The organism is Archangium sp. (genome assembly GCF_057119385.1).
Window position 1 is genome coordinate 14788 of sequence record NZ_DBNGVP010000206.1, and the last position, 22442, is coordinate 37229.

At 68.8% G+C, this 22442-nt stretch carries 22 protein-coding genes; 10 read left to right on the plus strand and 12 right to left on the minus strand.

From position 1 onward, the window contains the following. Position 1 precedes the first annotated feature (1 nt). The 5 genes from pdxA to AC16DP_RS47105 all read right to left on the minus strand — a co-directional run bounded on the left by pdxA (position 2) and on the right by AC16DP_RS47105 (position 5119). Positions 2–973: a 4-hydroxythreonine-4-phosphate dehydrogenase PdxA gene (gene pdxA / locus AC16DP_RS47085; RefSeq protein WP_329725436.1), complete on the minus strand. Its 972-nt coding sequence runs from the start codon at positions 971–973 to the stop codon at positions 2–4. A 2-nt stretch (positions 974–975) separates the two neighbouring features. Continuing rightward, on the minus strand, positions 976–1947 hold the full coding sequence (locus AC16DP_RS47090) for a peptidylprolyl isomerase (RefSeq protein ID WP_329725437.1): 972 nt from the start codon (positions 1945–1947) through the stop codon (positions 976–978). A gap of 40 nt (positions 1948–1987) precedes the next feature. Next, positions 1988–2986 carry a peptidylprolyl isomerase gene (locus AC16DP_RS47095; protein WP_329725480.1) on the minus strand — a complete coding sequence of 333 codons (999 nt, stop codon included), beginning with the start codon at positions 2984–2986 and terminating at the stop codon, positions 1988–1990. 17 nt (positions 2987–3003) lie between these two features. Continuing rightward, entirely contained in the window at positions 3004–4035 is a 1032-nt protein-coding gene (locus tag AC16DP_RS47100) for a peptidylprolyl isomerase (protein ID WP_329725438.1), read from the minus strand. A gap of 67 nt (positions 4036–4102) precedes the next feature. After that, the gene (locus tag AC16DP_RS47105; protein ID WP_329725481.1) at positions 4103–5119 is read right to left on the minus strand and encodes an alpha/beta hydrolase; all 1017 of its coding nucleotides are present in this window, start codon (positions 5117–5119) and stop codon (positions 4103–4105) included. 175 nt (positions 5120–5294) lie between these two features. Here AC16DP_RS47105 and AC16DP_RS47110 point away from each other — a divergent pair, with 175 nt between their 5' ends. From AC16DP_RS47110 to AC16DP_RS47130, 5 genes are all read left to right on the plus strand, one after another. Continuing rightward, a complete protein-coding gene (locus tag AC16DP_RS47110; protein WP_329725439.1) occupies positions 5295–5537 on the plus strand; it encodes a CBS domain-containing protein in 243 nt (80 codons plus the stop codon). An 88-nt stretch (positions 5538–5625) separates the two neighbouring features. Then, positions 5626–5859, plus strand: a complete 234-nt coding sequence (locus AC16DP_RS47115; RefSeq protein WP_329725482.1) for a GIY-YIG nuclease family protein — start codon at positions 5626–5628, stop codon at positions 5857–5859. 135 nt (positions 5860–5994) lie between these two features. Then, positions 5995–7275 (plus strand): sensor histidine kinase, encoded by a 1281-nt coding sequence (locus AC16DP_RS47120; protein WP_329725440.1) that lies wholly within the window; start codon positions 5995–5997, stop codon positions 7273–7275. A 183-nt stretch (positions 7276–7458) separates the two neighbouring features. Then, positions 7459–8793, plus strand: coding sequence for an AAA family ATPase (locus AC16DP_RS47125; RefSeq protein ID WP_329725441.1), 1335 nt, complete (start codon positions 7459–7461; stop codon positions 8791–8793). 71 nt (positions 8794–8864) lie between these two features. Then, complete coding sequence (locus tag AC16DP_RS47130) at positions 8865–9581, plus strand: hypothetical protein (RefSeq protein WP_329725442.1); 717 nt, start codon at positions 8865–8867, stop codon at positions 9579–9581. 140 nt (positions 9582–9721) lie between these two features. Here AC16DP_RS47130 and AC16DP_RS47135 read toward each other — a convergent pair whose 3' ends face one another. Beyond that, entirely contained in the window at positions 9722–10045 is a 324-nt protein-coding gene (locus AC16DP_RS47135) for a hypothetical protein (protein WP_329725443.1), read from the minus strand. 98 nt (positions 10046–10143) lie between these two features. Between AC16DP_RS47135 and AC16DP_RS47140 the strand changes: the two genes are divergently transcribed. Together AC16DP_RS47140 and AC16DP_RS47145 are read left to right on the plus strand one after the other, a co-directional pair. Beyond that, complete coding sequence (locus tag AC16DP_RS47140) at positions 10144–10428, plus strand: hypothetical protein (RefSeq protein WP_329725444.1); 285 nt, start codon at positions 10144–10146, stop codon at positions 10426–10428. A 19-nt stretch (positions 10429–10447) separates the two neighbouring features. Beyond that, on the plus strand, positions 10448–10972 hold the full coding sequence (locus AC16DP_RS47145) for a B-box zinc finger protein (RefSeq protein ID WP_329725445.1): 525 nt from the start codon (positions 10448–10450) through the stop codon (positions 10970–10972). 18 nt (positions 10973–10990) lie between these two features. On the opposite strand, the gene AC16DP_RS47150 is transcribed toward AC16DP_RS47145, so the two are convergent. Together AC16DP_RS47150 and nudC are read right to left on the minus strand one after the other, a co-directional pair. After that, the gene (locus tag AC16DP_RS47150; RefSeq protein ID WP_329725446.1) at positions 10991–11683 is read right to left on the minus strand and encodes a radical SAM protein; all 693 of its coding nucleotides are present in this window, start codon (positions 11681–11683) and stop codon (positions 10991–10993) included. Between the two features lie 145 nt (positions 11684–11828). Continuing rightward, positions 11829–12662, minus strand: a complete 834-nt coding sequence (nudC, locus tag AC16DP_RS47155; protein ID WP_329725447.1) for an NAD(+) diphosphatase — start codon at positions 12660–12662, stop codon at positions 11829–11831. A 146-nt stretch (positions 12663–12808) separates the two neighbouring features. Here nudC and AC16DP_RS47160 point away from each other — a divergent pair, with 146 nt between their 5' ends. Then, positions 12809–13276 carry a cupin domain-containing protein gene (locus tag AC16DP_RS47160; RefSeq protein WP_329725448.1) on the plus strand — a complete coding sequence of 156 codons (468 nt, stop codon included), beginning with the start codon at positions 12809–12811 and terminating at the stop codon, positions 13274–13276. A 232-nt stretch (positions 13277–13508) separates the two neighbouring features. Here AC16DP_RS47160 and AC16DP_RS47165 read toward each other — a convergent pair whose 3' ends face one another. Continuing rightward, positions 13509–15311 carry an ABC transporter ATP-binding protein gene (locus tag AC16DP_RS47165; protein WP_329725449.1) on the minus strand — a complete coding sequence of 601 codons (1803 nt, stop codon included), beginning with the start codon at positions 15309–15311 and terminating at the stop codon, positions 13509–13511. Beyond that, positions 15308–17095 (minus strand): ABC transporter ATP-binding protein, encoded by a 1788-nt coding sequence (locus tag AC16DP_RS47170; RefSeq protein ID WP_329725450.1) that lies wholly within the window; start codon positions 17093–17095, stop codon positions 15308–15310. The genes AC16DP_RS47165 and AC16DP_RS47170 overlap by 4 nt, the downstream gene beginning before the upstream one ends. A gap of 102 nt (positions 17096–17197) precedes the next feature. Here AC16DP_RS47170 and AC16DP_RS47175 point away from each other — a divergent pair, with 102 nt between their 5' ends. Further along, the gene (locus AC16DP_RS47175) at positions 17198–18856 is read left to right on the plus strand and encodes a M14 family metallopeptidase (protein WP_329725451.1); all 1659 of its coding nucleotides are present in this window, start codon (positions 17198–17200) and stop codon (positions 18854–18856) included. Between the two features lie 10 nt (positions 18857–18866). Here AC16DP_RS47175 and AC16DP_RS47180 read toward each other — a convergent pair whose 3' ends face one another. Then, positions 18867–19259 (minus strand): hypothetical protein, encoded by a 393-nt coding sequence (locus tag AC16DP_RS47180; RefSeq protein WP_329725452.1) that lies wholly within the window; start codon positions 19257–19259, stop codon positions 18867–18869. Positions 19260–19276: 17 nt separating this feature from the next. Further along, positions 19277–19768: a hypothetical protein gene (locus AC16DP_RS47185; RefSeq protein ID WP_329725453.1), complete on the minus strand. Its 492-nt coding sequence runs from the start codon at positions 19766–19768 to the stop codon at positions 19277–19279. A gap of 393 nt (positions 19769–20161) precedes the next feature. Between AC16DP_RS47185 and AC16DP_RS47190 the strand changes: the two genes are divergently transcribed. Continuing rightward, positions 20162–22441 (plus strand): serine/threonine protein kinase, encoded by a 2280-nt coding sequence (locus AC16DP_RS47190; RefSeq protein ID WP_329725454.1) that lies wholly within the window; start codon positions 20162–20164, stop codon positions 22439–22441. Position 22442: the final 1 nt, after the last annotated feature.

Below are 22442 nucleotides of genomic sequence, written 5' to 3' on the forward strand. Positions count from 1 at the left end.
CTCAGCGCGCGGCCAGCCGGGCGGCCTTGAGCAGCGCCTCCACCATGGGGATGCTGCTCGCCTTGCCCGTCCCTGCCAGGCTGTACGCCGTGCCGTGGTCCGGCGACGTGCGCGGCACCGGCAGTCCGAGTGTCACGTTCACCGTGCGCTCGAAGTCCAGCGCCTTGGCCGGGATGAGGCCCTGGTCGTGGTACATCGCCAGCACGGCGTCGTACGGGAAGTCCGCCACCCGCGCGAACAGCCCGTCCGCCGCCAGCGGCCCGTGCGCGTCCACCCGCAGCTTGCGCGCCTGTTTGATGGCCGGCGTGAGCACCTCCACCTCCTCGCGCCCCAGCAGCCCGCCCTCGCCCGCGTGCGGGTTGAAGCTCAGCACGCCGATGCGCGGCGCCCGGCCCACCACCGGCTTCAGGCTCCGCGACAGGAGCTGCAGCTGGCCCACCAGCCGCTCCACCGTCAGCATCCGCGAGACGTCCACCAGCGGCACGTGGTTCGTCGCCAGCGCCACCCGCACCCGCGGGCCGTCCATGAGCATCATCACCTCACGGCCGAACGCCTCCGCCAGCACCTCCGTGTGCCCCATGAACGGAATGCCCGCGCGGGAGATCTGCTCCTTGGACACCGGCGCCGTGCACAGCGCGTCCACCTTCCCGGCTCGTGCCGCCTCGATGGCCGCCTGGATGTAGCCGTACTGCGCCCGGCCGCCCGCCCGCGTCGGCTTGCCCGGGACACGGTCCTTCTCGGACAGTTCCGTGACGACGCAGACCGTGGGTTCCGTGACGCGCTGGAGGGTGCCGGGGGTGACGCGCGTGTACTTCTTGAAGGCCGGGAAGCGCTCCAGCGTCGGCCCGTCTCCGAAGACCACGGGCAGCAACGCCTGGCGCACCTTGGGCTTCGACAGCGCCGACGCGGTGACTTCCGGGCCAATCCCGGAGACGTCTCCCAGTGAGATGCCTACGACGGGACGCTCGTTCACGTTCAGATCTTCTCTTCGACCGAGGCCTTCTGCCGGAGCTCCTGGACGTACTGCTCCACGAACTTCTCCGTCTTCTGCATCTTCAGCCGGTTCTCCAGCTCGCCCTTCACCTGCTCGAAGGGGGCCACGTCCACCGCGCGCCGCTCCTCCACCTTCAGCACGTGCCAGCCGAACTGCGTGCGCACCGGCTCGCTGACCTCGCCCTCCTTCAGCGTGAAGGCCACCCGCTCGAAGGCCGGCACCATCACCCCGCGCCGGAAGAAGCCCAGGTCTCCTCCGTCCGAGGCGCTCGGGCCCTCGCTCTTGGCCTTCGCCAGCTCCGCGAAGTCCACGCCCGGCTTGCGCGCCTCCTCCGCCAGCTTCAACGCCTTCTGCCGCGCCGCCTCCACCTTCTCGGGCGCCGCCTTCGCGTCCACCTGCACCAGGATGTGCCGCGCGTGCACCTCGGCGTCCCCGGACTCCATCTTCGTGTACTGCGTGTACGCCGCCTTCAGGTCCTCCTCGGACACCTTCACCTTCGGCGCCACCTTCATGTTCACCAGCTTCATGCGCGACATCTGGTTGCGCAGGAAGTCCTTGTACGTCTTCACCGTGAAGCCCTCGCCCGACAGCAGGCGCTCGAACTGGGCCTCGTCCGTGATGTTGTTCTGCCGCCGCACGTCCGACACCGCCGCCTCCAGCTCCGCGTCCGTCGTCGCCAGGCCCAGCTCGCGGATCTCCCCCTCCATCAGCTTCTCGCCGATGAGCGTGTTCAGCGACGCCTTGAGCACCTTCGCCCGCTCCTCGGCCCGCTGCTTCGGATCCCTCACCGACGCGTTGAGCCGCGCCAGCTCCGGCGCCGCGCGCTTCTCCACCTCGGACAGCGCGATGACGTCCCGGTTCACCACCGCCGCCACCCGGTCCACCAGCTCCGCCCGAGCCACCGCGCCCGTCAGGAGCAGCGCCGCCACCATCGTCCCCATCAGCTTCTTCATGTGCTTCCTCTTTCCGTTTCCGTGTCGATGGGACGGCTGCTCACTGCTGCGCCGCCGCCTGCGTGGCGGGCCGTCCGCGGATGGCCTGGAGCGTGGGCTCGTTCACCCAGACCTGGGCCTTGGTCCTCAGCTCCTTCTCGTACGTCTCCTGCGCCTCCGCCCGCCGCTGCGCCAGCAGCTTCGTCTCCACCTGGTCCCGCACTTCCGCGAACTCCAGCTTGCGCCCCGGCTTCTTCTCCAGCACCCGGAACAGGTGGTAGCCGTACTCCGTTTCCACCACGTCCGACACCTGGCCCGGCGACAGGTAGAACACCACCTGATCGAAGGCCGGCGGCATCTGCCCCCGAGGGAAGAAGCCCAGGTCTCCTCCCACCTTGGCGTCCGCGCTCAGCGAGTACTTGCGCGCCAGGTCGGCGAACTTCTTGCCCGACTTGAGCTGCGCCTGCACCCGCCGCGCCTCGTCGATGCCCTTCACGACGATTTGAGCGGCGCGCACCTGCTCGGGCTCGGAGAACCCGGTCTCGTGCGCCGCGTAGTACGCGCGCAGCTCCTCCTCCGTCACCGCCACGCGCGTGTAGACGTGGTTCGTGAAGAGCTTCTCGATGGTGAGCCGCGCCGCCTCGCGCGCCTTGAGCTCCGCCATGGACAGCTGCCCCTGCGTCAGCACCTCGTTGAAGTTGCCCGCCGGGTAGTCGCTCGACAGCCGCAACACGCCCCGGTCCACCTCCTCGGGGCTCACGGTGATGTTGTGCGTCCGGGCGTCCTGCAGCAGCACCATGCGGGAGATGAGCGTCTCCAGCAGCGCCCGCTTGTAGGGCTCCACGTCCTCCGGGGTGTGCTGGCCGGACTCGTTGGCGGAGGAGGCGAGCTCGCGCCCCAGCTCCTGCTCGAAGTCGGCGCGCGAGAGCACCTCGCCATTCACCGTGGCCACCACGTTGGCGTCTGGATCCTCCTTGTCCTTCTTGTTGCAACCGGCCAGGCCCACGGCGAGCGCCAGGGCGGCGAGCAGCGGGGTGGCACGGGCGAAGGTCCGCGGCATGAGAGGGTGGCTGAGGGTCACGGGCGCTCCACGGGGGAGGAGGGAAGGGGGGCGGGGATGCTGCCGGGCGGCGGGCCACTCGGGGGCCGCATGGGGGTGCTCACGTCCACGTGCACCCGCGAGAGCGTCGCGGCGTCCACGCGGAAGCCGGAGCGGCGCTCCAGGCCGGCGAGCAGCTCCGCCCAGGCCCGGGTGCGCTTCTCCTGCGAGAGGCGGTTCACAATCTGCTCGCGCACGTCCTCGAGCTTCAGGTTCAACGCGGACTGGTGGCCGGTGAGCTGGAGCACGTGCAGGCCCGCGTCGGTGCGCACCACGCCGCTGAGCGCGCCCGGGCCGCTGGCCAGCAGGCCTCGCGCGGCGTCCGCCACCTCGGGCCCGAAGTCCCGCCCGAGCTCCTCGAGCGAGCGGTAGCGCAGATCTCCATCCAGGGGCTGCGTGCGCGGCTCCTCGTTGTGGGCGCGGGCCAGCCGGCCAAAGGCGGTGAAGTCCTTGGGGGGCAGCGCCTTCGCCTCGGCGAGCAGCTTCTCCGCCTTCACGCGCGCCGTCTCGCCACGGGCCGCGTCCGCCCGGGGCGCCGCGAGGAAGAGGTGCGAGAGCCGCACCTGCTCCGGCCGCACGTAGTCGTCCTGGTGGCTCTGGTACCAGGCGGCGACCTCCGCGTCGGAGACGGGGGGCGTCGCCTCGTCGAGCTGGGCGCGCATCAGCCGGGACACCAGGGCGCGCTTGGTGCTGGCCACCACCTCGGGGTCGTTCTGCAGCCCGCGGGCGAGGGCCTCCTGCACCAGCAGCTCGAAGCGGGCCAGGCCCTCCACGTACTCGCGCTTCTGCTCCAGCGTCTGGTAGCGCTCGCGCAGGGCGGGGCTCATCTCCTCCAGGCGCTGCTTCAGCTCGTCGGCCGGCACCCCGTCGTCCTTCCAGGCGGCCACGGGCGAGCTCACCGGGGCGCGGGTGTGGCGGAAGTCCACCACGGCATGGCCCGGTGCGGGGCCACGCTCGCAGCCCGCGAGGGCCAGCAGGGCGAGGGACAGGAAGCGGGAGACAGGAGACATAGAACGCGAGCCCGTGGGGTAGCACGCCGGGGGGGAGCGGACAACCGGACATCCCCCCGGGGCCTTCCTACGCCCGGGTCGCGTGCGCGGACAGGAACGCCTCCACCAGCGGGAAGATTTCGTCCGGTGCCCGACGCCCCAGCACCAGGTCCGCATGCCCGTAGTCCTCGGCGAAGCCATGGCCGCGCCCGGCCACCACCAGCTTCACCGGCCCGCCGAGGTGCTCCTGCGCCCGCGCCACGGCGAGCGGGGGAGCGAGCAGGTCCTTGCTCCCCGCCACCAGCATCACCGGCAGCTTCACCCCCGCCAGCGGCTTGCGGTAGCAGGTGCCATCCGCCATGCAGAAGGAGTCCGTCGCAATCCAGTGGGCGAACTGGCGCACCACGCCGCCGTAGATGTCCGCGGGCACGTTGGCCAGGGCCTTGCGCACCACGTCCGGCTCCATGTTGGAGGCCAACATCATGTAGCGGCTGAGCGGCCCCGGCGGCGCGCCGAACAGGGCGATGCCCGTAATCCGCCGGGTGGGAATCATCTTCAGCCGCAAGAGCGGCTCTATCTTCTGGATGAACGTCTTGAGCCCCGGCTGCACCGCGAAGGTGAAGGGGCTGCCAATGGCCACGGCGGCGCGGACGGGCGCTTGCGGGTTCCGGGCCAGATGGCCGTACAGGGTGAGCCCTCCCTTGGAATGCCCCACCCAGAGCACTTGCTTCGCCCCCGTGGACAGCACGGTGCGCAGGGCGGTGCGCACGTCGTGCTCGGCCTGATCATCGAAGGTAGCGTCCCCGCACGGGCCCGCCAGCCCGCGGCCGCGCAGCTCCATCACCCACGTCTCGTAGCCCGCGCGGGCCAGGTAGCGCGCCAGGCTGTAGTGCTCGTCGAAGTCCATGTGGAAGCGGTTGGCCCCCAGTCCATGGCAGAGGATGACCGGCTCGGCATAGCGACGCTGCTCCCGGGCGTGGTAGCGCCCCAGGGCAATGGCCGCCCCATCGTCGGTGGGCACCCGGTACAGCTCATCGGGCTTGAAGGGCAACGTGAGCAACCCTTCACCGTCCCGATTTACCGCTCGGGAGAAAATATCCGCCATCCGCGTGAGCCTGGGCCCGTTTCGATTCGTCACGACTGGAATCTAATGCCCTGCGGGACGGATGCCGTGTTGAAAAACCCACGCACCCACATGTCGGCAGACCGGTTGCAATGCTTCACCTTCGTTCAAGCCGGGAGGCGAGTGGATGCGGCAAAAGCCGACTGTTGCGGAAAGGTTGTCCTCGATCGAAGTCGCCCTGGTTCCCACGGATACCCTCCTGCGTGCCCTGCGAGTGATGGAGCGGCGGGGCACTTCCCTGCTCCCGGTGGTGGGGGAGAAGGGGGGCCTGGTGGGGCTCGTGAGCCGGGCCCACATCCTGGCCGCGTGGAAGGTGGACCCGTTGCTGCCGGTGGCGCTGGTGATGGCGGCGTACGAGGGGCGGCCCCGGCCGGGAAGTGAGTACCCGGCTTCCTGGTGAGCGGCCGGGCAGGCGAAGAGGGCGTCCGGACGCAGGGGCGCGTGCGCTATGCTGCCGGGCCGCCGTGCCGGACACCTGGACCGTCTACATGGTGCGCTGCCGGGACGGGACGCTCTACACCGGCGCCACCAACAACCTCGAACGCCGCGTGGCCACCCACAACAAGGGCCGTGGCGCCGCCTATACCCGCGCCCGCCTGCCGGTGACGCTCGTCTGGAGCGAGCCGGCGGCCGACCGGAGCGCCGCCCTCCGCCGCGAGGCCGCCCTGAAGCGTCTCTCACGTGCCGAGAAACTTCGTCTGGTGGGCCGGGTGCGCCGCTGACCCAGGCTGGGTTTCGCTTGACCCCATCTTGTGAGAGTGTTCTGCGCTGAACTCTCCAATCTCCTGGAATCCCGGGGAATCGGCACGGACATGGCGCAGCGGCACGAAGGAGCAGCCCCGGAGGAGCCGGGGGACATGCCAGAGGCGGAGGAGCTGGTGCTGCGCGACGAGCAGCGCCTCCTCTACATGCTGGCGCTCACGTGTCTGCCGTTCTGGGTGGTGGACTCGCTGTCGGTGGGGCGGCTGACGTGGGACACGTTGGCACTGCGGCTGGGGTGGGCGGGGCTGACGGCGGCGATGGGGTGGGGGCTGCGGTGGGTGGAGCCCTCGCGCCGCCGGGGCGTGAGGATGGTGGCGGGGATGGGGGTGCCCAACCTCTTCCTGGGGCTGGTGGTGTACCGGCTGGGAGGGACGGAGAATCCGCTCTTCCATTGGTTCTTCATGATGCCGCTGATGACGCTCTCGGTGTCGCGGGGCGAGCCGTGGCAGGGGGCGTTGAGCACGCTGCTGCCGATGGGGGCCGCGGGCACGTTGATGGGGCTGGAGGGGATGGCGCTGGTGCCGATGGTGTCGCGGCTGCTGCTGCTGCTGGGAGCGGGGGCGGTGGGGATGCAGTTGAGCGTCTTCTACCGGAGGCTGCGGCGGGCGCAGGCGCGGGCGGAGGACGAGCAGCGGGCGGTGCAGGAGGCGCTGGAGGCGTCCCAGGCGCGGGCGTTGGAGGCCGAGCGGTTGGCGCAGGTGGGGCGGCTGGCGGCGGGCGTGGCGCACGAGGTGAAGAACCCGCTGGCGTACGTGCAGGCCAACCTGCGCTTCCTGTTGGAGGAGTGGAGGCAGCCGGCGTCGGGGACGGATGACACGGAGTACACCGAGGCCCTGCAGGAGACGATGCAGGGGGTGGAGCGCATCCATCAAATCGTGAAGGACCTGACGGCGCTGTCGAGGGCGGAGGAGACGGTGGCGGGGGTGGGGCGGTGCGAGCTGGCGCCGGTGGTGGACGCGAGCGTGAGGCTGGCGTCGGTGCGGCTGAAGTCGCTGGTGAGGCTGGCGGTGGAGGTGCCGCCGGAGGCGGTGGCGAAGGCGGAGCCGAGGCGGCTGGGGCAGGTGTTGCTGAACCTGTTGTTGAACGCGGCGGACGCCATCGAGGACGCGAAGGTGCAGGACGGGCGGGTGGCGGTGCGCGCGGAGGTGGTGGGGGAGCGGGTGCGGGTGATGGTGGAGGACAACGGGCCGGGGATTTCGGCGGAGAACCTGCCGAGGCTCTTCACGACGTTCTTCACGACGAAGGCGCCGGGGAAGGGGACGGGGCTGGGGCTGGCGCTGTCGCGCCAGTACGTGGAGTCGTTCGGGGGCACGCTGCGCGCGGAGAACCGCCCCGAGGGCGGCGCGCGCTTCATCGTGGAATTGCCGGTGGCGTGACGCCTGCTCCCTCTCCCTTTGGGAGAGGGCCGGGGTGAGGGTCTACGCCCGGTGTCCCCCGTGGACGAGCACCGTGATGCGGGGTGGACCGGCGGAGGGTGCGCGGTAAGGTGGGCGCGCGTATCGGCCGGCGAGCGGCAATGCGCGTAGCGGACCCGCGTCGACCCGGTAGGACCCCGAGCCATGGTGAAGCTGAAGCGCCTGAAGATAGAGAAGTACCGGAACGTGAAGCCGGGGACGGAGCTTCACTTCCGCGACTCGCTCAACGTGCTGCTGGGGCGCAACGGCACGGGCAAGACGACGTTGCTGAACCTGATCGTGCAGCTCCTGAGCTGGGATTTCTCTGCGTTACTAGGAGAGCCGTTTGCGCTGGAGTACGACATCTTGACGGATGAGGCGCATCTGCGGGTCTCCCTGCGCAACGAATCGCGCACCAAACCTGAGCGCGTGGTTCTGGACGCCGAGGAGGGCGAGCAGGGTGTTTCTACCGCGTCTCTCATGCAGGCGTCTGCGCGCTACCAGTCATCTGGTGAGATTGTTGTTACACGCGCCGAGGCGGGCGAGAAGTACCGGCTGATTATTTCGGGGTCGCGTCTGACACTGGAGCTTGGTGATGAGGCGAGGCCATCCTGGGGGATGGACTACGAAGCACCCATTCTGGGGCAGACCAGCATGGGGGATCTCCTCGTGGTCTTGAGTGATCTGGAGGAGACAGAGGGGCTGGGAGTCCCAGATTTGCATTCGTTGAGTTCAGCACTGGCTTCATCTGTGGCTGGATTCTTGCGAAACCTCAAGCGATTCGATGAGTCGCTCGGGTTCCTGGACCTCATTACACGGCCCTCCTCGACATTTGCTGCTACCAAGATTCAGGGGTCATACAGGATCAACTCCCGAGACGGTGCACCGAGAATACTGAGAAGCCATTTGATAGGACGGCTTCAATCAGATCCAGATGCGGACGAGGTCCGGATTCAATCGAGCGACGAAGGGGCCTGGTTCCTATCGAGAGTTGTTGAACTGCTCGAGTTCAAGCATGCTCATCTCGGGCTTCAACGGTTGGCGATGAGGACCCAGCCGCGTCTGCGGATTGATTTCGGTAACATGCGTTTCGATTTCACCCGCCGCGATGGCGAGGTTTTCAATCATACGCTGCTTAGCTATGGCCAAAAGCGATTGGTTGCTTTTTATTATTACCTGGCCTGCAATTCTACCTGTGTGGTGGCAGATGAATTGGTAAATGGTATGCACCATGGCTGGATAGGTCCCTGTCTGGAAGACATCGGAGAGCGGCAGGCCTTCCTGACCAGCCAGAATCCTCTGCTATTGGATTACCTCTATTTTGAATCAGCCGAAGAGGTTCGTTCCTCGTTCGTGCTTTGTCGTATGGAGTCCCACGAGAACCGCGAGCAGATGGTGTGGGAAAATATGGCGCTGGATGAGGCAGAAGCGTTTTTCAGCGCGTATCAAGTAGCCATCCACCACGTGGGGGAACTTCTTCGGCTCAGGGGGCTGTGGTGAGCCGCGCCAGGCCGTGTCTTTCTGTGCTCCTTCTGACCGAGGATAGAGGAGGGTTCAAAACCTTCAACCACATGGTGAAGGAAATCCTCAAGCAGGTGGATGAGCATGTAGAGACGCACGAGACGAAGATTGTCTTCGAACCGTTGCGGAGTAAGGATGTTTTGGAAGTAGTCCAGGCAAACAACTGGAAGAGCAAAGGGGCCCGCTACCATCGCAGCCGGACCGATCTGATCACCCTCATTGCCATCCAATTGGAGTTGCACAATGGTTGGGTCTTCTTCCACTTCGATGGAGATCGTCCCTGGGCTGCGAGGGATTCGAGTGAGAACCGCCAGAAGTTCAAAGAACTCATCTGGGAGCCTGTACGGCTCAAGATTCAGGAGCGGCTGGTGGGGCGGAAGCCGGAACTGGCTACCAGGACCGAAGAAGTGAAGAAGTACGCTGATGCGCGGATGGCCCGGCTCAAGACGGTGGTCCCGTTCTACAGCATCGAGGCGTGGCTCTTTCAAAACACCCGGGAGGCCATCCGGCTCTGCAAGGAGCGCTATGGCGGGCGCGATGTCGAGCAGTTCAATGCTTGGGCCCAGGATAGGACCATGCTCGATGAGGTGCTGAAGCCGAAAGAGGCGGTGTGCCTGGGCGCTGTCCACAACCTGGAACTGGCTTCCACTGGCTTTCCGGCGCGGGAGGTCCGGGCGGCGGGCAGGTCCTTCACGGCCATCGTCGAGGCGCTGAGTCAGGACTCCGAGCTGCGCGAGGCCCTGGCTCGGACCTATGCCTATGGGTGAATGGTGGACTCCTGAATCCTCGGGAAGACCCTCACCCCGGCCCTCTCCCAGAGGGAGAGGGGGCTCGCAACCCGGGTAGGCAAGATACCCTCACCCCGGCCCTCTCCCGGGGGGAGAGGGGGGCAGGGGGGTAGACGCGTTCAGACGGCGGGACCCGGCTGGGCCGGCGGGGTCGGAGTGGTGGGCGGCTGCTGCATCCGCTTCTGCTTCTTCGAGCGCGACACCACGAAGACGATGCCCAGGATGAGGAAGGTCCCCGCTCCGATGAGCGTGCCGTACACCTGGTAGCGCAGCAGGGACGCGGTGATGCCCTGGATGACCTTGGGCAGGTCGCACACCGTCTGCGCCCCCAACGGCGCCGTGTTGTACCACTCGAGGAACTGGGGGCCGATATACGAGGCCGTTGCCAGCCCCAGGAAGGCTCCCAAGAGGATGAAGGTGAGCAGCGTCTTCAGTGTGGCCATCGTCCGGGCACCTCGGTGAGGAGACGTGGGAGCGTGCTTTAGCACGCATTCCGCGCATGGGGGCCACCACGCGCCACGGGCCGTGCTATCTGAAGGGCGTGCCGCTCCTTCCTCTCGCCGCCTTGTTCGGGGTCATCACGCTCGTCTGCGCCGCCTTCCTGCTCGTCCACGCGTTCCGCCGGAGCCTGGGGACGGGGATGATGGTGCTCCTGGTGCCCTGCTACGTGCTCGTGTACGCCTTCAGCCAGTTCGAGCACCCGCGCAAGAACCTCATCCTCGCCGGCTTCTTCGGCAGCAGCGTGCTCGCCGCCGTCTTCCTCGGCCTGGGCGCCCATGCGTTGGAGCAGGTGATGCTGCGTCCGCCTCCGCCTCCCATCTTCTGACCCGGTGCGAGGCGAGCCCGTGGCCTCCGTGCCAGACCCGCCCGCCTTCACCAGTCCCCGCTGCCCCTCGCACCAGCGGGCCGCGGTCGCCACCTGTGTCCGCTGTGGCACCTTCCTCTGTGGCGAGTGCACCGAGCTGCTCGGCGAGTCCTCCTACTGCGCCTCCTGCCTCGACTTCGTCCGGAAGCACGGCACCGCCTCGCTGGCCCTCAAGTGGACGTTCGGCCTGGGCATCGTCGCCCTGCTCACCGTGCCGCTCGCCATGCTCCTGCCGATGAACGTGGTGGTCGACACGGGCCAGGCCACCCTCGTCATCCCCGTCCTCCGGCGCCTGCCCGTGCTCAATGTCATCGCCGCGGGGCTCGGCTTCTGGCTGTCCTCCCGCGAGCTGCGCCGCCTCGAGCGCGTGGACTCCGCCTCGCCCGCGCGCTCGTGGGCCCGGTGGACGCGCGGCCTGTCCTGGCTCAACCTCGCCTGCGTCCTGCTCCAGGTCTTCCTCGTGCTCCGGCTCGTGCTGGGCTTCTTCGTCGCCGGCCCGCACTGAGGCGCCCGCGGCCCGTCCTCAGACGCCGCGCTCGTTCGGGTCCCAGATGTACTTGTGCATCTGGAGCTGGAAGCGCACCGGCAGCCGGTCCGCGATGATCCACTCGGCCAGCTCCTTCGTCGTCAGCTTGCCGAAGATGGTGGAGAAGAGCAGCCCGTAGGGCTTCTCCAGCAGCCGGTGCTCGGCGATGAGCTTCTTGGACCACTCGTAGTCCTCGCGGCTGCCGATGACGAACTTGAGCTCGTCGTTGGCGTTCATCGACGTGAGGTTCCGGTAGTCGTTCCGGTCGCACTCGCCCGAGGACGGCGTCTTCATGTCCACGATTTTATGCACCGCCGGAGGCACCAGCCGCACGTCGATGGCGCCGCTCGTCTCCAGCAGCACGGTGAGGCCGGCGGCCAGCAGCTCCTCCATGAGCGGGTACACGCCGGGCTGCAGCAGGGGCTCGCCACCCGTCACCTCCACCCGGGGCGCGCCGAGCTCCTTCACCTTCGTCACCACCTCCGGAATCTTCATGCGCGTGCCGCCGTGGAAGGCGAACTCGCTGTCGCAGTAGGTGCAGCGCAGGTGGCAGCCGGTGAGCCGCACGAAGGAGCAGAGCAGCCCCGCGTGCGAGGACTCGCCCTGCACCGAGAGGTAGAACTCCTTGACCACCACCGAGTCAGCGGTGGCAACACGACGGGGCTCGATGTGGGGACGCGCGACGGGCATGGGGGATCCGGGGGCCTCGCTTCAATCCCACCCGGGCGGTGGATGCAAGTCCGGAGACCCCCTGGGCCTCAACCGCTTGACATCCCTCGGGAATTTCCAGGTGCCCGCCCGCCCTCGCGGCGAGCGAGCCCCGGGTGCCCGGGCCTCAGGCCGGGGTGCTCCGGGCCTTCACCTGGGCGATGAAGGTGTCGATGAGCTGCCGGGCGATGCTCAGGCGCGGCGGGAGCTGCGGGAGGTTGTCGGGGGTGAACCAGCCCGCCTCGGCGATCTCCTGGCCGTCTACCTGGAGGTCTCCCCCGGCGTACTCGGCGGTGAAGCCGAGCATGAGCGAGCGGCCGAAGGGCCACGGCTGGCTGCCGAAGTAGCGGAGGTTCTTCAGGTCCACGCCGACCTCCTCCTTCACCTCGCGCACCACCGTCTCCTCGAGCGACTCGCCGACGTCGACGAAGCCGGCCAGGGTGCTGAAGAAGGCCCCGGGGAAGTTGGCGTTGCGCGCGAGCAGCATGGAGTCTCCCCGGGTGATGAGCACGATGACGGCGGGGGAGATGCGCGGGTAGTAGGGCGTGCGGCAGGCGGGGCAGCGGCGCGCGCGCTCGCCGGGGACGAGCACCGTGGGCTGGCCGTCGCGACCGCAGAAGCGGTGGGTGGAGTCCCACTCGGCGATGGCGAGCGCCCGGCCCGCGACGCCGAAGAGCGACTCGTCCACGCGGTTGTAGAGGCCACGCGCGGGGACGAGCTTCATGCCCTCGGTAGGCGAGATGTCCTTGGGGAAGGCGGCGGCGTAGCAGTCCACGTCCCCGAGGGTGCCGAGGAAGTGCGCCCCCGTGGCGAACTCGGGCAGCTCCGCGCAGGTGGGGATGCGCACGGTGTTGTCCTGCTCGGCGACGAGCAGCTCCAGGCCGTGCGCGGCGAAGAGCAGGGCGTTGTCACGCGGGCGAGCGGGGACTTCGTGTCCGGGGATGAATCGGGGAGGGCTCACGTGCGGCACCTTAGCGGGAGCCGGTACGCGGGGGCAGGGCGTCGTGTCCGGGGGAGGCTCCTCCTGGAGGCCCGTGGTGTGTGGGAGACACCGCCGCGATGACACATGGATGCGGGTGACCGCCAGCCAGTGCTAGGAACGGAGGGATGATGCGCACCTCGCTCCTGATGGCTGTGTTGTGTGTCTCCGCTGGCTGTGCCCGCGTTCCCACCGTGCCCGTTCGCTACGTGGTGGGCAGCGCCGAGGCCCCCACCTTCCGCATCTCCCAGGGCAAGGGGACGGCCATCCTGCTCACCAACGAGGAGACCGGAGCCCGTGCGGCCTCGATGGGGGTGCTGGATCTCCAGGCGGGCGCCGGAGTGCCCGAGCACATCCACGCGGACAGTGTGGAGATGCTCTACGTGGAGGAGGGAGGGGCGGAGATGACCATCGAGGGCCAGGCGATGCCCGTGAAGCAGGGCGATGCCGTCTACATTCCGGCGGGGGTCCGTCACTCGGCGCGCATTCCCGAGGGGGCTCCGAACTTCCGGGCCGTGCAGGTGTACGTGGGCCCCGGTCCCGAAGCGCGCTTCCGTCAGGGGGAGCCCGTGAAGCCCGCTGCCGCCGCTCCGTGAGCCGCATGCTCCCTGGAGCCGCATGCTCCCTGGAGCCGCATGCTCCCTCTCCCCTCGGGAGAGGGTTGGGGTGAGGGTATCCGAACCCGTTCTTCAACCCGTGGCCCACAGTGGGGACAGTGGGTTCAACCCGGGGCCCGTGGCACCCTCACCCCGTCCCTCTCCCGGAGGGCGAGGGGAAATGGCCGCTGTTGTCAGCGCGTGTTCTCCTGATGTGCTCACCTGAGACGAATTAGCGCGCGGCAGCCGCGGGCTCGCGGAACTGCCGGTGGTACAGCTCCGCGTACAGGCCGTTGCGTGCCATCAGTTCCTCGTGCGTGCCTCGCTCCGTGATGCGTCCGGCGTCGATGACGAGGATGAGGTCCGCGCTCCGGATGGTGCTGAGCCGGTGCGCGATGACCACGCTCGTCCTTCCCGCCAGCAACGTGGACAGTGCGCGCTGGATGAGCGCCTCCGTCCTCGTGTCGATGTTCGCCGTCGCCTCGTCGAGGATGAGCACGCGCGGCTCGGCGATGACCGCCCGAGCGAACGCCAGCAACTGCCGTTGCCCCTGGCTCAGCGTGGCGCCTCCCTCCCCGAGCACCGAGTCATAACCCTTCGGCAGCGCGGCGATGAACTCGTGCGCATGCACCGCGCGCGCGGCCTGCTCTATCTCCTCGCGGCTCGCGCCCGGCCGGCCGTAGCCGATGTTCTCCGCGATGGTTCCAGAGAACAGGAACGGCTCCTGAATCACCGTCGCCATCTGCCGCCGCAGGCTCGCCCGCTTCACGCGCTTGACGTCCTCCCCATCCAGCCGCACCACGCCCTCCGTGGTGTCGTAGAAGCGCGGAATGAGGTTGGCCACCGTCGTCTTCCCCGCGCCCGTGCGGCCCACCAGCGCCACCGTCTGCCCGGGGGCCACCTCGAAGCTCACGTCCCGGAGCACCGGGTGCTCCGCGTCGTAGGCGAAGGACACCTTCTCGAACGTGATGCGACCCTGGGCTCGTCCCAGCTCCAGCGCGTCAGGGACGTCGGCGGGCTCGCGAGGCTCGTCCAGGATGGAATAGATGCGCTCCGCGCCCGCGAGCGCCGACTGCATCAGCGTGTACGTGGAGGCCGCCAGTTGCACCGGCCGGAAGAACTGCTGCGCGTAGATGAGGAACGCCGCCACCAGTCCCACGGTCAACTGCCCCTGGAGCACCAGGTGGCCGCCGTAGCCGATGACGAGTGCCGTGGACAGGGTGGCGAGCACGTCGATGGCCGGGGAGAACGCGGAGGTGACGCCCACCGCGGCCACGTTGGCGTCGCGGTTGGCGGCGTTCCGGCCCCGGAAGCGCCGGATGTTCTCGTCCGTGCGGTTGAACGCCTGTGCCTGCCGGACGCCCACCAGTTCCTCCTGTAGCTCCGCCGTCACGCTGCCCACCGTCTGCCGCGTCTTGCGGTAGGCCTTCCGGGCCCGGGCGGCGAAGAACCACGTGGTGAGCAGCATCGCCGGAATGAGCGTGAAGCACGCCAGTGCCAGGCGGACGTTGAGCGCGAGCATCGCCACCAGCACACCCACCAGCCCCAGCATCGCGCCCAGCAGCTGCGTCAGCCCCTGCGAGAAGAACTGGTTGAGCGTGTCCACGTCACTGAGCAACCGGCTCATCAAATCCCCGATGGGCCGCTTGTCGAAGTACGAGAGCGGCAGTGCCTGGAGCTGCCCGAAGAGCCGGGTGCGCATCGATGCGAGCACCTGCTGTCCCACCGCGCCCACGCGCCGCGTCTGCGCCCGCGAGGCCACCGCGCCCCCGAGGTACACGGCGAGCAGCAGCAGCATGGTGCGCAGCAGGGCCTCCGCGTTCCCGCTCCCGATGTCGTGATCGATGGCCCGGCTCACCAGATACGGTCCGATGGCCTGCGCCAGCGCGCTCACGACGACCAGGCCCAGCGCCACCAGCAGCGTGCCCTGATGGGGCCGCAGCTCCGTCACCAGCCGGCGCGCCACCGCTCCACGGTTGGCGGCACGCTGGATCTCCAGCTCCGCCATCGACTCGAGACTCCCAGGCCTTCTCATGCCGCCTCCGGGGTGCTGGCCTGCAGTTGCGAGCCGAGGATCTCGTTGTAGAGCGCACTCGACGCCAGCAGCTGCTCATGCGTCCCCTGCGCCACCACCCGTCCCTCGTCCAACACCAGGATGAGGTCCGCGTCGCGCACCGTGCTGATGCGCTGGGCGATGACGAGCGCCGTGCGGTTCGTGCCGCGCATCAGCCGGTCGAGCGCTTCCTGAATCGCGGCCTCCGTCCCGGCGTCCACCGCCGAGGTGCTGTCATCCAGGATGAGCAGGCGCGGATCCGTCAGCAGCGCCCGGGCGATCGCCAATCTCTGGCGCTGGCCTCCCGACAGCCCCACGCCCCGCTCGCCCACCACCGTGTCGTAGCCCTGTGGCAGTCCGGCGATGAACTCCGCGGCCTGCGCCGCCTCGGCCGCCGCCTGAATCTGCTCCTGGGTCGCCTCCGGACGGCCGTAGGCGATGTTCTCGCGCACCGTCCCGGAGAAGAGCAGGGCGTCCTGCAACACCACGCCAATCTGCGAGCGCAGGCTGGAGAGCGTCACCTCGCGCACGTCGTGCCCGTCCAGCAGCACCGCGCCTCCCGTCACGTCGTAGAAGCGGGGAATCAGGTTGATGATCGTGCTCTTCCCCGAGCCCGTCGTCCCCAGGATGGCCACGAGCTGCCCCGGCTCGGCCACGAAGCTCACGCCCCGGAGGATCTCCCGCTCGCTGCCCGCGTAGCGGAAGCGCACGTCGCGCAGCTCCACCCGTCCCTGGATCGGCGGCAGCGTGCGGGCTCCCGGCTTGTCGGCCACCTCCACCTGGGTGTCGAGCAGCTCGAACACGCGCAGCGCGGACGCCCCGGCGCGTGAAATCTGCGCCGCGATGAAGCCCAGCGTCATGAGCGGCATGAGCAGGAAGCCCAGGTAGCTGTTGAACGCGAGCAGCTCGCCGAGCGTCAGCTTCTGACGGAAGATCAGCAATCCTCCCACGCCCACCACCACGAGCGTGCCGAGGTTGGCGAAGAAGCCCACGAACGGGAAGTTGGTGGAGATGGCGTCGATGATGCCCAGGTTGTGGCCGAGCAGCTCGTCGTTGATCTTCCGGTAGCGGGCGGCTTCGCGCTCCTCGCCGGAGAACGCGCGCACCACGCGGATGCCGCGCAGATCCTCCTGGAGCACCGTGTTGAGCCGTCCCAATGCGGCCTGCACCCGGCCGAACAGCGGGCCCATCTTGCCCACGAAATTCCGGAGCAGCCAGAGGATGGGGGCGACGGACGCCAGCGCCACCACCGCGAGCACGGGGTTGAGGTTGAGCAGCAACACCGCGCAGCCCACCAGCATGGCGCACGAGGCGGCGAGCTGGACCACGCCGGAGCCGACGAAGGTGCGCACCTGCTCGACGTCGTTGGTGAGCCGGGTGAGGAGCTGCCCGGTCTGCGCCTGGTCGTAGTAGCTGAAGCTCAGCCGCTGGATGCGCGCGAAGAGCGCGTCGCGCAGGTCGAAGGCGACGCCCTGTGACACCCGCTCGGCCAGGTAGCCCTGGAGGAAGTTGAAGAGCCCCCGCCCCAGGGCGATGGCCACCAGCCCTCCCACGGCCTGGAGCACCGTGGCGTTGTCGTTCCGGGCGATGCCTTCGTCGATGGCCAGCCGCACCAGCTGGGGCGCCGCGAGGTTGGCGGCGGACACGAGCAGCAGCGCCACCAGCGCGCCCGCCGTCTCCAGCTTGTACCGGCCCAGATACCCGAGCGCCCGCCAGATAGCCCTTGCGCTGCCTGGAGGTGCCTGCGGTCTTCGTCCGTGTTCCATGTCCGGGCAGACGTAGCGGACCGGACCTCGGGCCGCAATGTCCTCGCGGAGAAGTGACGGAGTGCTTGACGCTGCCCGGGGGGGACGCTCGGATGCGCCCCCATGACCGAGTTGCTCACCCGCGCCGAAGCGTCGAACTACAAGGAAACCTCACGCCACGCCGATGTGCTCGCCTTCGTCGACGAGCTCAGCCGCCGCACGAAGCTCGTCAAGCGCGTCGACTTCGGCCAGAGCGGCGAGGGCCAGCCGCTGGCCGCGCTCATCGTCAGCGATCGCAACTGCTTCACCCCCGAGCTCGCCCGCCGCCAGAAGAAGCTCGTGGTGATGATCGAGGCCAACATCCACGCCGGTGAGGTCGAGGGCAAGGAGTCCGTCCTCGCGCTCGCCCGGGATTTGACCCTCACCAGGCTGGGCCAGAAGCTGCTCGACAAGCTCTGCCTCGTGCTGATTCCGGACTTCAACCCCGACGGCAACGACCGCATCAGCCCCAACAACCGCAAGCTGGACCTGCAGAACCTCGAGGGCCAGGTGAACCCCGAGGGCGGTGTGGGCATGCGCTACACGGGCGAAGGTTGGAACCTCAACCGTGACAGCATGAAGCAGGAGGCGCCCGAGACGCGCGCCCTCGCGAAGTTCTACCAGGCGTGGTGGCCCGACGTGTTCATCGACTGCCACACCACCGACGGCAGCATCCACGCCTTCGACCTCACCTACGACACGTCGCACTCGAACGAGCCGCTCTTCTCCGAGCTGCGCGAGTTCAACCGGGAGATGCTCGACCGCGTGGCCCAGGCCGTGAAGAAGCGCCATGGCTTCGACTGCTTCTGGTACGGCAACTACAAGGAGGAGGGCAATCCCGTCTCCGGCTGGCACACCTACCCCGCGCTTCCGCGCTTCGGCAGCCACTACCGCGGTCTGCTCGGCCGCATCGACGTGCTGCTCGAGACCTACAGCTACATCACCTTCGAGCGCCGCTGCGCGGTGATGCGGGCGTGGTTGCTCGAGCTGATCCGCGACGCCGCCAAGAACGCCAAGGCCTACCGCGCCATGACCCAGGCCGAGGAGGAGCGCATCATCGCGCGCGGCGAGTCGCCCGATGTGCAGGCGCTCGTGGGCATCAACTACGGCGTCGCCACGCGCGACGACAAGGGCGCGCTCGTGTTCGAGTACCCCGCCTACGCGAAGCCCGATGACGTGGCCCACATCCTCGCCTACGACGAGGCCAGCATCACCGCGCGCCGCTACCCGGGCAAGCGCCAGAAGAAGTACAAGGCGCCGCACCACCGCACCTTCGTGCCCACGCAGGCGGTGAGCACCCCGGCCGCGTACCTCGCGCCGGCCGAGCTCGCCTCGCGCCTCGAGGGCCATGGCATCCGCTTCGAGCGGCTCGACGCCCCGCGGCGCTTCACCGTGGACAGCTACCGCGTGGCCCGGCGCGAGGAGACGTTCAGCCCCGACGTGGCCACCAACGTCCCGCCTCCCGGCCAGTCCGAGGTCCCGCTCAGCCAGAAGCCCAAGCCCGTGCGCTTCGAGACCGTGCTCACCGTGGCCCCCGAGCGCACCACCCGCGAGTTCCCCGCGGGCACCCTGCTCGTGCCCACCGCGCAGCGCACCGGCACCCTGGCCGTGTACCTGCTCGAGCCGCACTCCGACGACGGCTTCTGCCGCTGGCAATTCCTCGACGGCCTCATCCAGGTGGGCGAGCTCTACCCCGTCCACCGCGTGGTGGGCTCCGCCGCCGCGCCGAAGAAGGCGGAGTGACGCACCCCGCCTACTTCCCGGGCTTGTGAGGGGGCAGCTCCTCCGGCAGCGGTATCCGGACGAGCTTCAGCCCCTTCGCCCCGTGGTCGATGACGGTGAAGCCCTGGCCGCCCACCCGGAGGAGCTGGCCATCCTTCGCGGCCCCGCTCGCGAGCCACGCCTCCGCCTCCTCTCGCGAGGCGAAGGTGTGGGCAATCTGGATGCCCTCGCGTGCGGGGGTGGTGATTTTTCGAAAAAATTCGCGAAACTCTTCGAGTTTCTTGAGGTCATCCCGCACGTACAGCAGCGCGGCCGCGCAGACGCGGAGCGCCGCGTCCTCGGGCGTCCCCTCCGCGTGCTGCTTGCTCACGGCCTCCACGGTGCGAAGGACGGCATCGGCATCGAAGTTCTTGTCGTATTTCATCGCGAGTCCGGAAGTGTCTAGAGGGCGAGGGGTGCGAGGATGAGCGCGCCGCTTCCGCCCGTGGCGATGATGAAAGCGGCGCCCGCGACGACGACGACGGTTCCCAGCGCGACCTCGGACTTGTGGGCCCGAATCCAGTCGCGCGCCTTGTCGAAGCTGGAGAACTCGAGCGGCGGGCGCTTCTTCACCCGCTCCGCCTCTTCCTTCTCCTGCTGCTCGACGCACTGCATGTACTGCTGGCGGCACTCGCGCGTGCAGTGCTCGTAGTACCACTCGTTGTGCTCGACGTGCGGGTAGGGCTGCTTCACGGACTCCCAGCAGCGGGTGAAGCACTGGTTCAGCTCGTCGTCACAGCTGTACCCGGAGCCCCCCGTCCCGAGCGCACTGCCCACCCCGCTCGCGTCCTCGTCAATGACGTAGGTCCGCGCGCTCAGGTCCTGGGACGGGCGTGTGTGGCCGCAACCCGCGCACGCCACCAGCGCGGCACTCAGCAACGCCAGCAGCCTCATGCCCGCTCCTTCATCCCGCCGGGCCGGAGTGCGCTGTTACCCATGGGGTCAGTAGCCAGAATCCCAACCATTCGTCAAAACTCCGCAAGAATCCCGAGTAATATCGGGGGTTTAGAGATGTTGGGGGGGGGGGGGGGGGGGGGCTGTACAAAAGTTAAGTACGGCCTTCCCGGCGACGAACGTCCACCACCCCGCCCCATCCGCGCCACTCTCGCTGATCTGAAGAGACCAGCGTGACTCACCCTAGGAGGGCGACCGGACAGGCGGCAATGCTGGCTGCTCCGCAACGCCGGGCAGTGGACGTTTGCCCCGGGCGGAGATCCAGGGGGTTCCCACAACCGGCGGGCGGCTCCCGGGTTAGGATGATCGGCCAGGGCCATGGACTCTCCGCCGATGAACGACACACCCCAGTTCCCCCGCCTCCTCGGACGCTACGAGCTCGTCCACCTGCTCGGACAGGGCGGCATGGGCGAGGTCTATCTCGCCAAGATCTCGGGCGCGGCCGGCTTCGAGAAGCCCTGCATCGTCAAGACGATCCTCCCCTCGCTCCTCAAGGACGGGCAGTTCCTGGATCGCTTCCACCACGAGGCCAAGGTGCTCGTGCACCTCGTCCACTCGTCCATCGCGCAGGTCTACGACATGGGCGAGGCCGAGGGCACCTACTACATGGCCCTCGAGTACGTGGCCGGCGTGGACCTGTCCTTCCTGCAGGACCAGGCGCGCAACGAGGGCCAGCAGATTCCCGTCCCCGTGGCGCTCTACCTCGGCCAGCGCATCGCCGAGGGGCTCGGCTACGCGCACCGCAAGACGGGCCCGGATGGCGCGCCGCTGGGAATCGTCCACCGCGACGTCTCGCCCCACAACGTGATGCTGTCCTACGAGGGCGAGGTCAAGGTCATCGACTTCGGCCTCGCCAAGAGCGCCGCGCGCAGCAAGCACACGCTGCCGTCCACCGTCATGGGCAAGCTGGGCTACATGTCCCCGGAGCAGGTGCGCGCCGAGGCCGTGGACCACCGCAGCGACATCTACTCCTGTGGCGTCATCGTCTGGGAGCTGCTCGCGAGCCGCTCCCTCATCCGCCATGGCACGGTGGGCGAGATGATGGCCGCCATGTCCAACCCCCACGTGCCCGCCCTGCACGAGGTGCGTCCGGACATCGATCCCGCCCTCGACGCGGTGGTGCGCCGCGCGCTGGCTCCCTCGCCCGAGGAGCGCTACGCCCGCTCCGACGACTTCGCCCGCGCCCTCAACGAGCAGCTGCTGCGCTCCGGCTCCACCCTCGGCGCCGAGGAGGTGGGCGAGTACGTGCGCACGCTCTGCCCGCAGGCCTTCGCCGCGCAGCGCCAGCTCATCTCCCGCGTCTCCTCCAGCCCCGGCGTGCGCCGCACCCCCGTGCCCGGCGGCACCCTGGTACCCATGAACACCGGCGTGCCCGTGAGCGGCGACGCGCGCATGAACACCGGGCGCCTGCCGGTGCCCCTCCAGCCGCCCTTCGCCACGCCCACCTCGCCCGCCTCGGGCTACGAGCCCACCCTGGTGCGCTCGCCCAGCGCCACCGCGACCCCCGCGGTCGGTGCCCTGGCCTCCCCCGTGCCCGCCGAGACGCTCCAGCTGGAGAAGTCCGGGCCCGGCCGGAAGGGGTGGACGGCGGCGATCGCCCTCGGGGCGCTCGGGTTGATTGGCGCCACCGCCGGAGTCACCGCGTTCCTGATGAATCAGCCGCCCGAGCACCCGCCCCGGCCCACGTGGGCCGACGAAGGGCCAGGGCCCAATGGGCCTCCGCGACCGCCTCCCCCGGGCATGGGACCTCCGCCTCACGGAATGCGTCCCCCGCCACCCGGAATGGGGCCTCCTCACGGAGAGGGCGGACCGATGCCCGGGGGTCCCCAGCCCGTGGCCAAAGCGCCCCAGGTTCCCGACGCGGTCGCCGCCCCCGAGCCGCCCGCCACACCCGCGGGGCCCGAGGACGCGGGGGATTCCGCCGAACCCGAGGTGGAGGCCGAAGCGGAGGCCGAGGCGGCGCAGCAGGCGAAGCCCAAGCCGTCCGAGTCACACGCTCGTCCGCAGAAGCTCGTGCCCGCGGAGCAGGTGGCGGTGATGCGGAAGGTTGCTCGCAGCGACTATTACAGGATCCCCGAGGGGCAGTCCGCGGGGCTCTCCAAGGAGATGGTTCTCCAGGTGGTGGCGGCGCCAACGAAGGATGGCAAGGCCCGCCTGGTGGGTGAGGCCACCGTGGTGGTGGTGAAGGACCGGACCGCCATGGTTCTGCCCGACGCGCGTGTGCGTCAAGCGGGCAAGGTCAGTCTCCTCGCGGTGCTCCCCAGGACTTCCACCGAGGCGCCCCAGGCCGATACCACGACGCCGCCCGCGGAAGTGGCTCCCGCGCCGCCTCCCGCCCCCAAGCAACTGAATGGCCGCGTCGTGCCCAAGAGCATTGGCTTCTTCGTTCATGGTCTCGAGGTGACCAACTCGGACTCCTTCACCTGGAACGACTGCATCCTCGTCGCCCGGGGCCGTGACGTGTACAGGCTGGGCGGCATGGCCTCTGGGACGGTCCGGGAGATTCCGCTGTCGGGGTTCGAGACGGGCGTTCGGGGTGTTGCCTACGTGAAGAAGGACCGGGTGCGCATCATCTGCGCCGAGGGGGAGAAGGAGGTCCCCGTGAAGCTGTGAG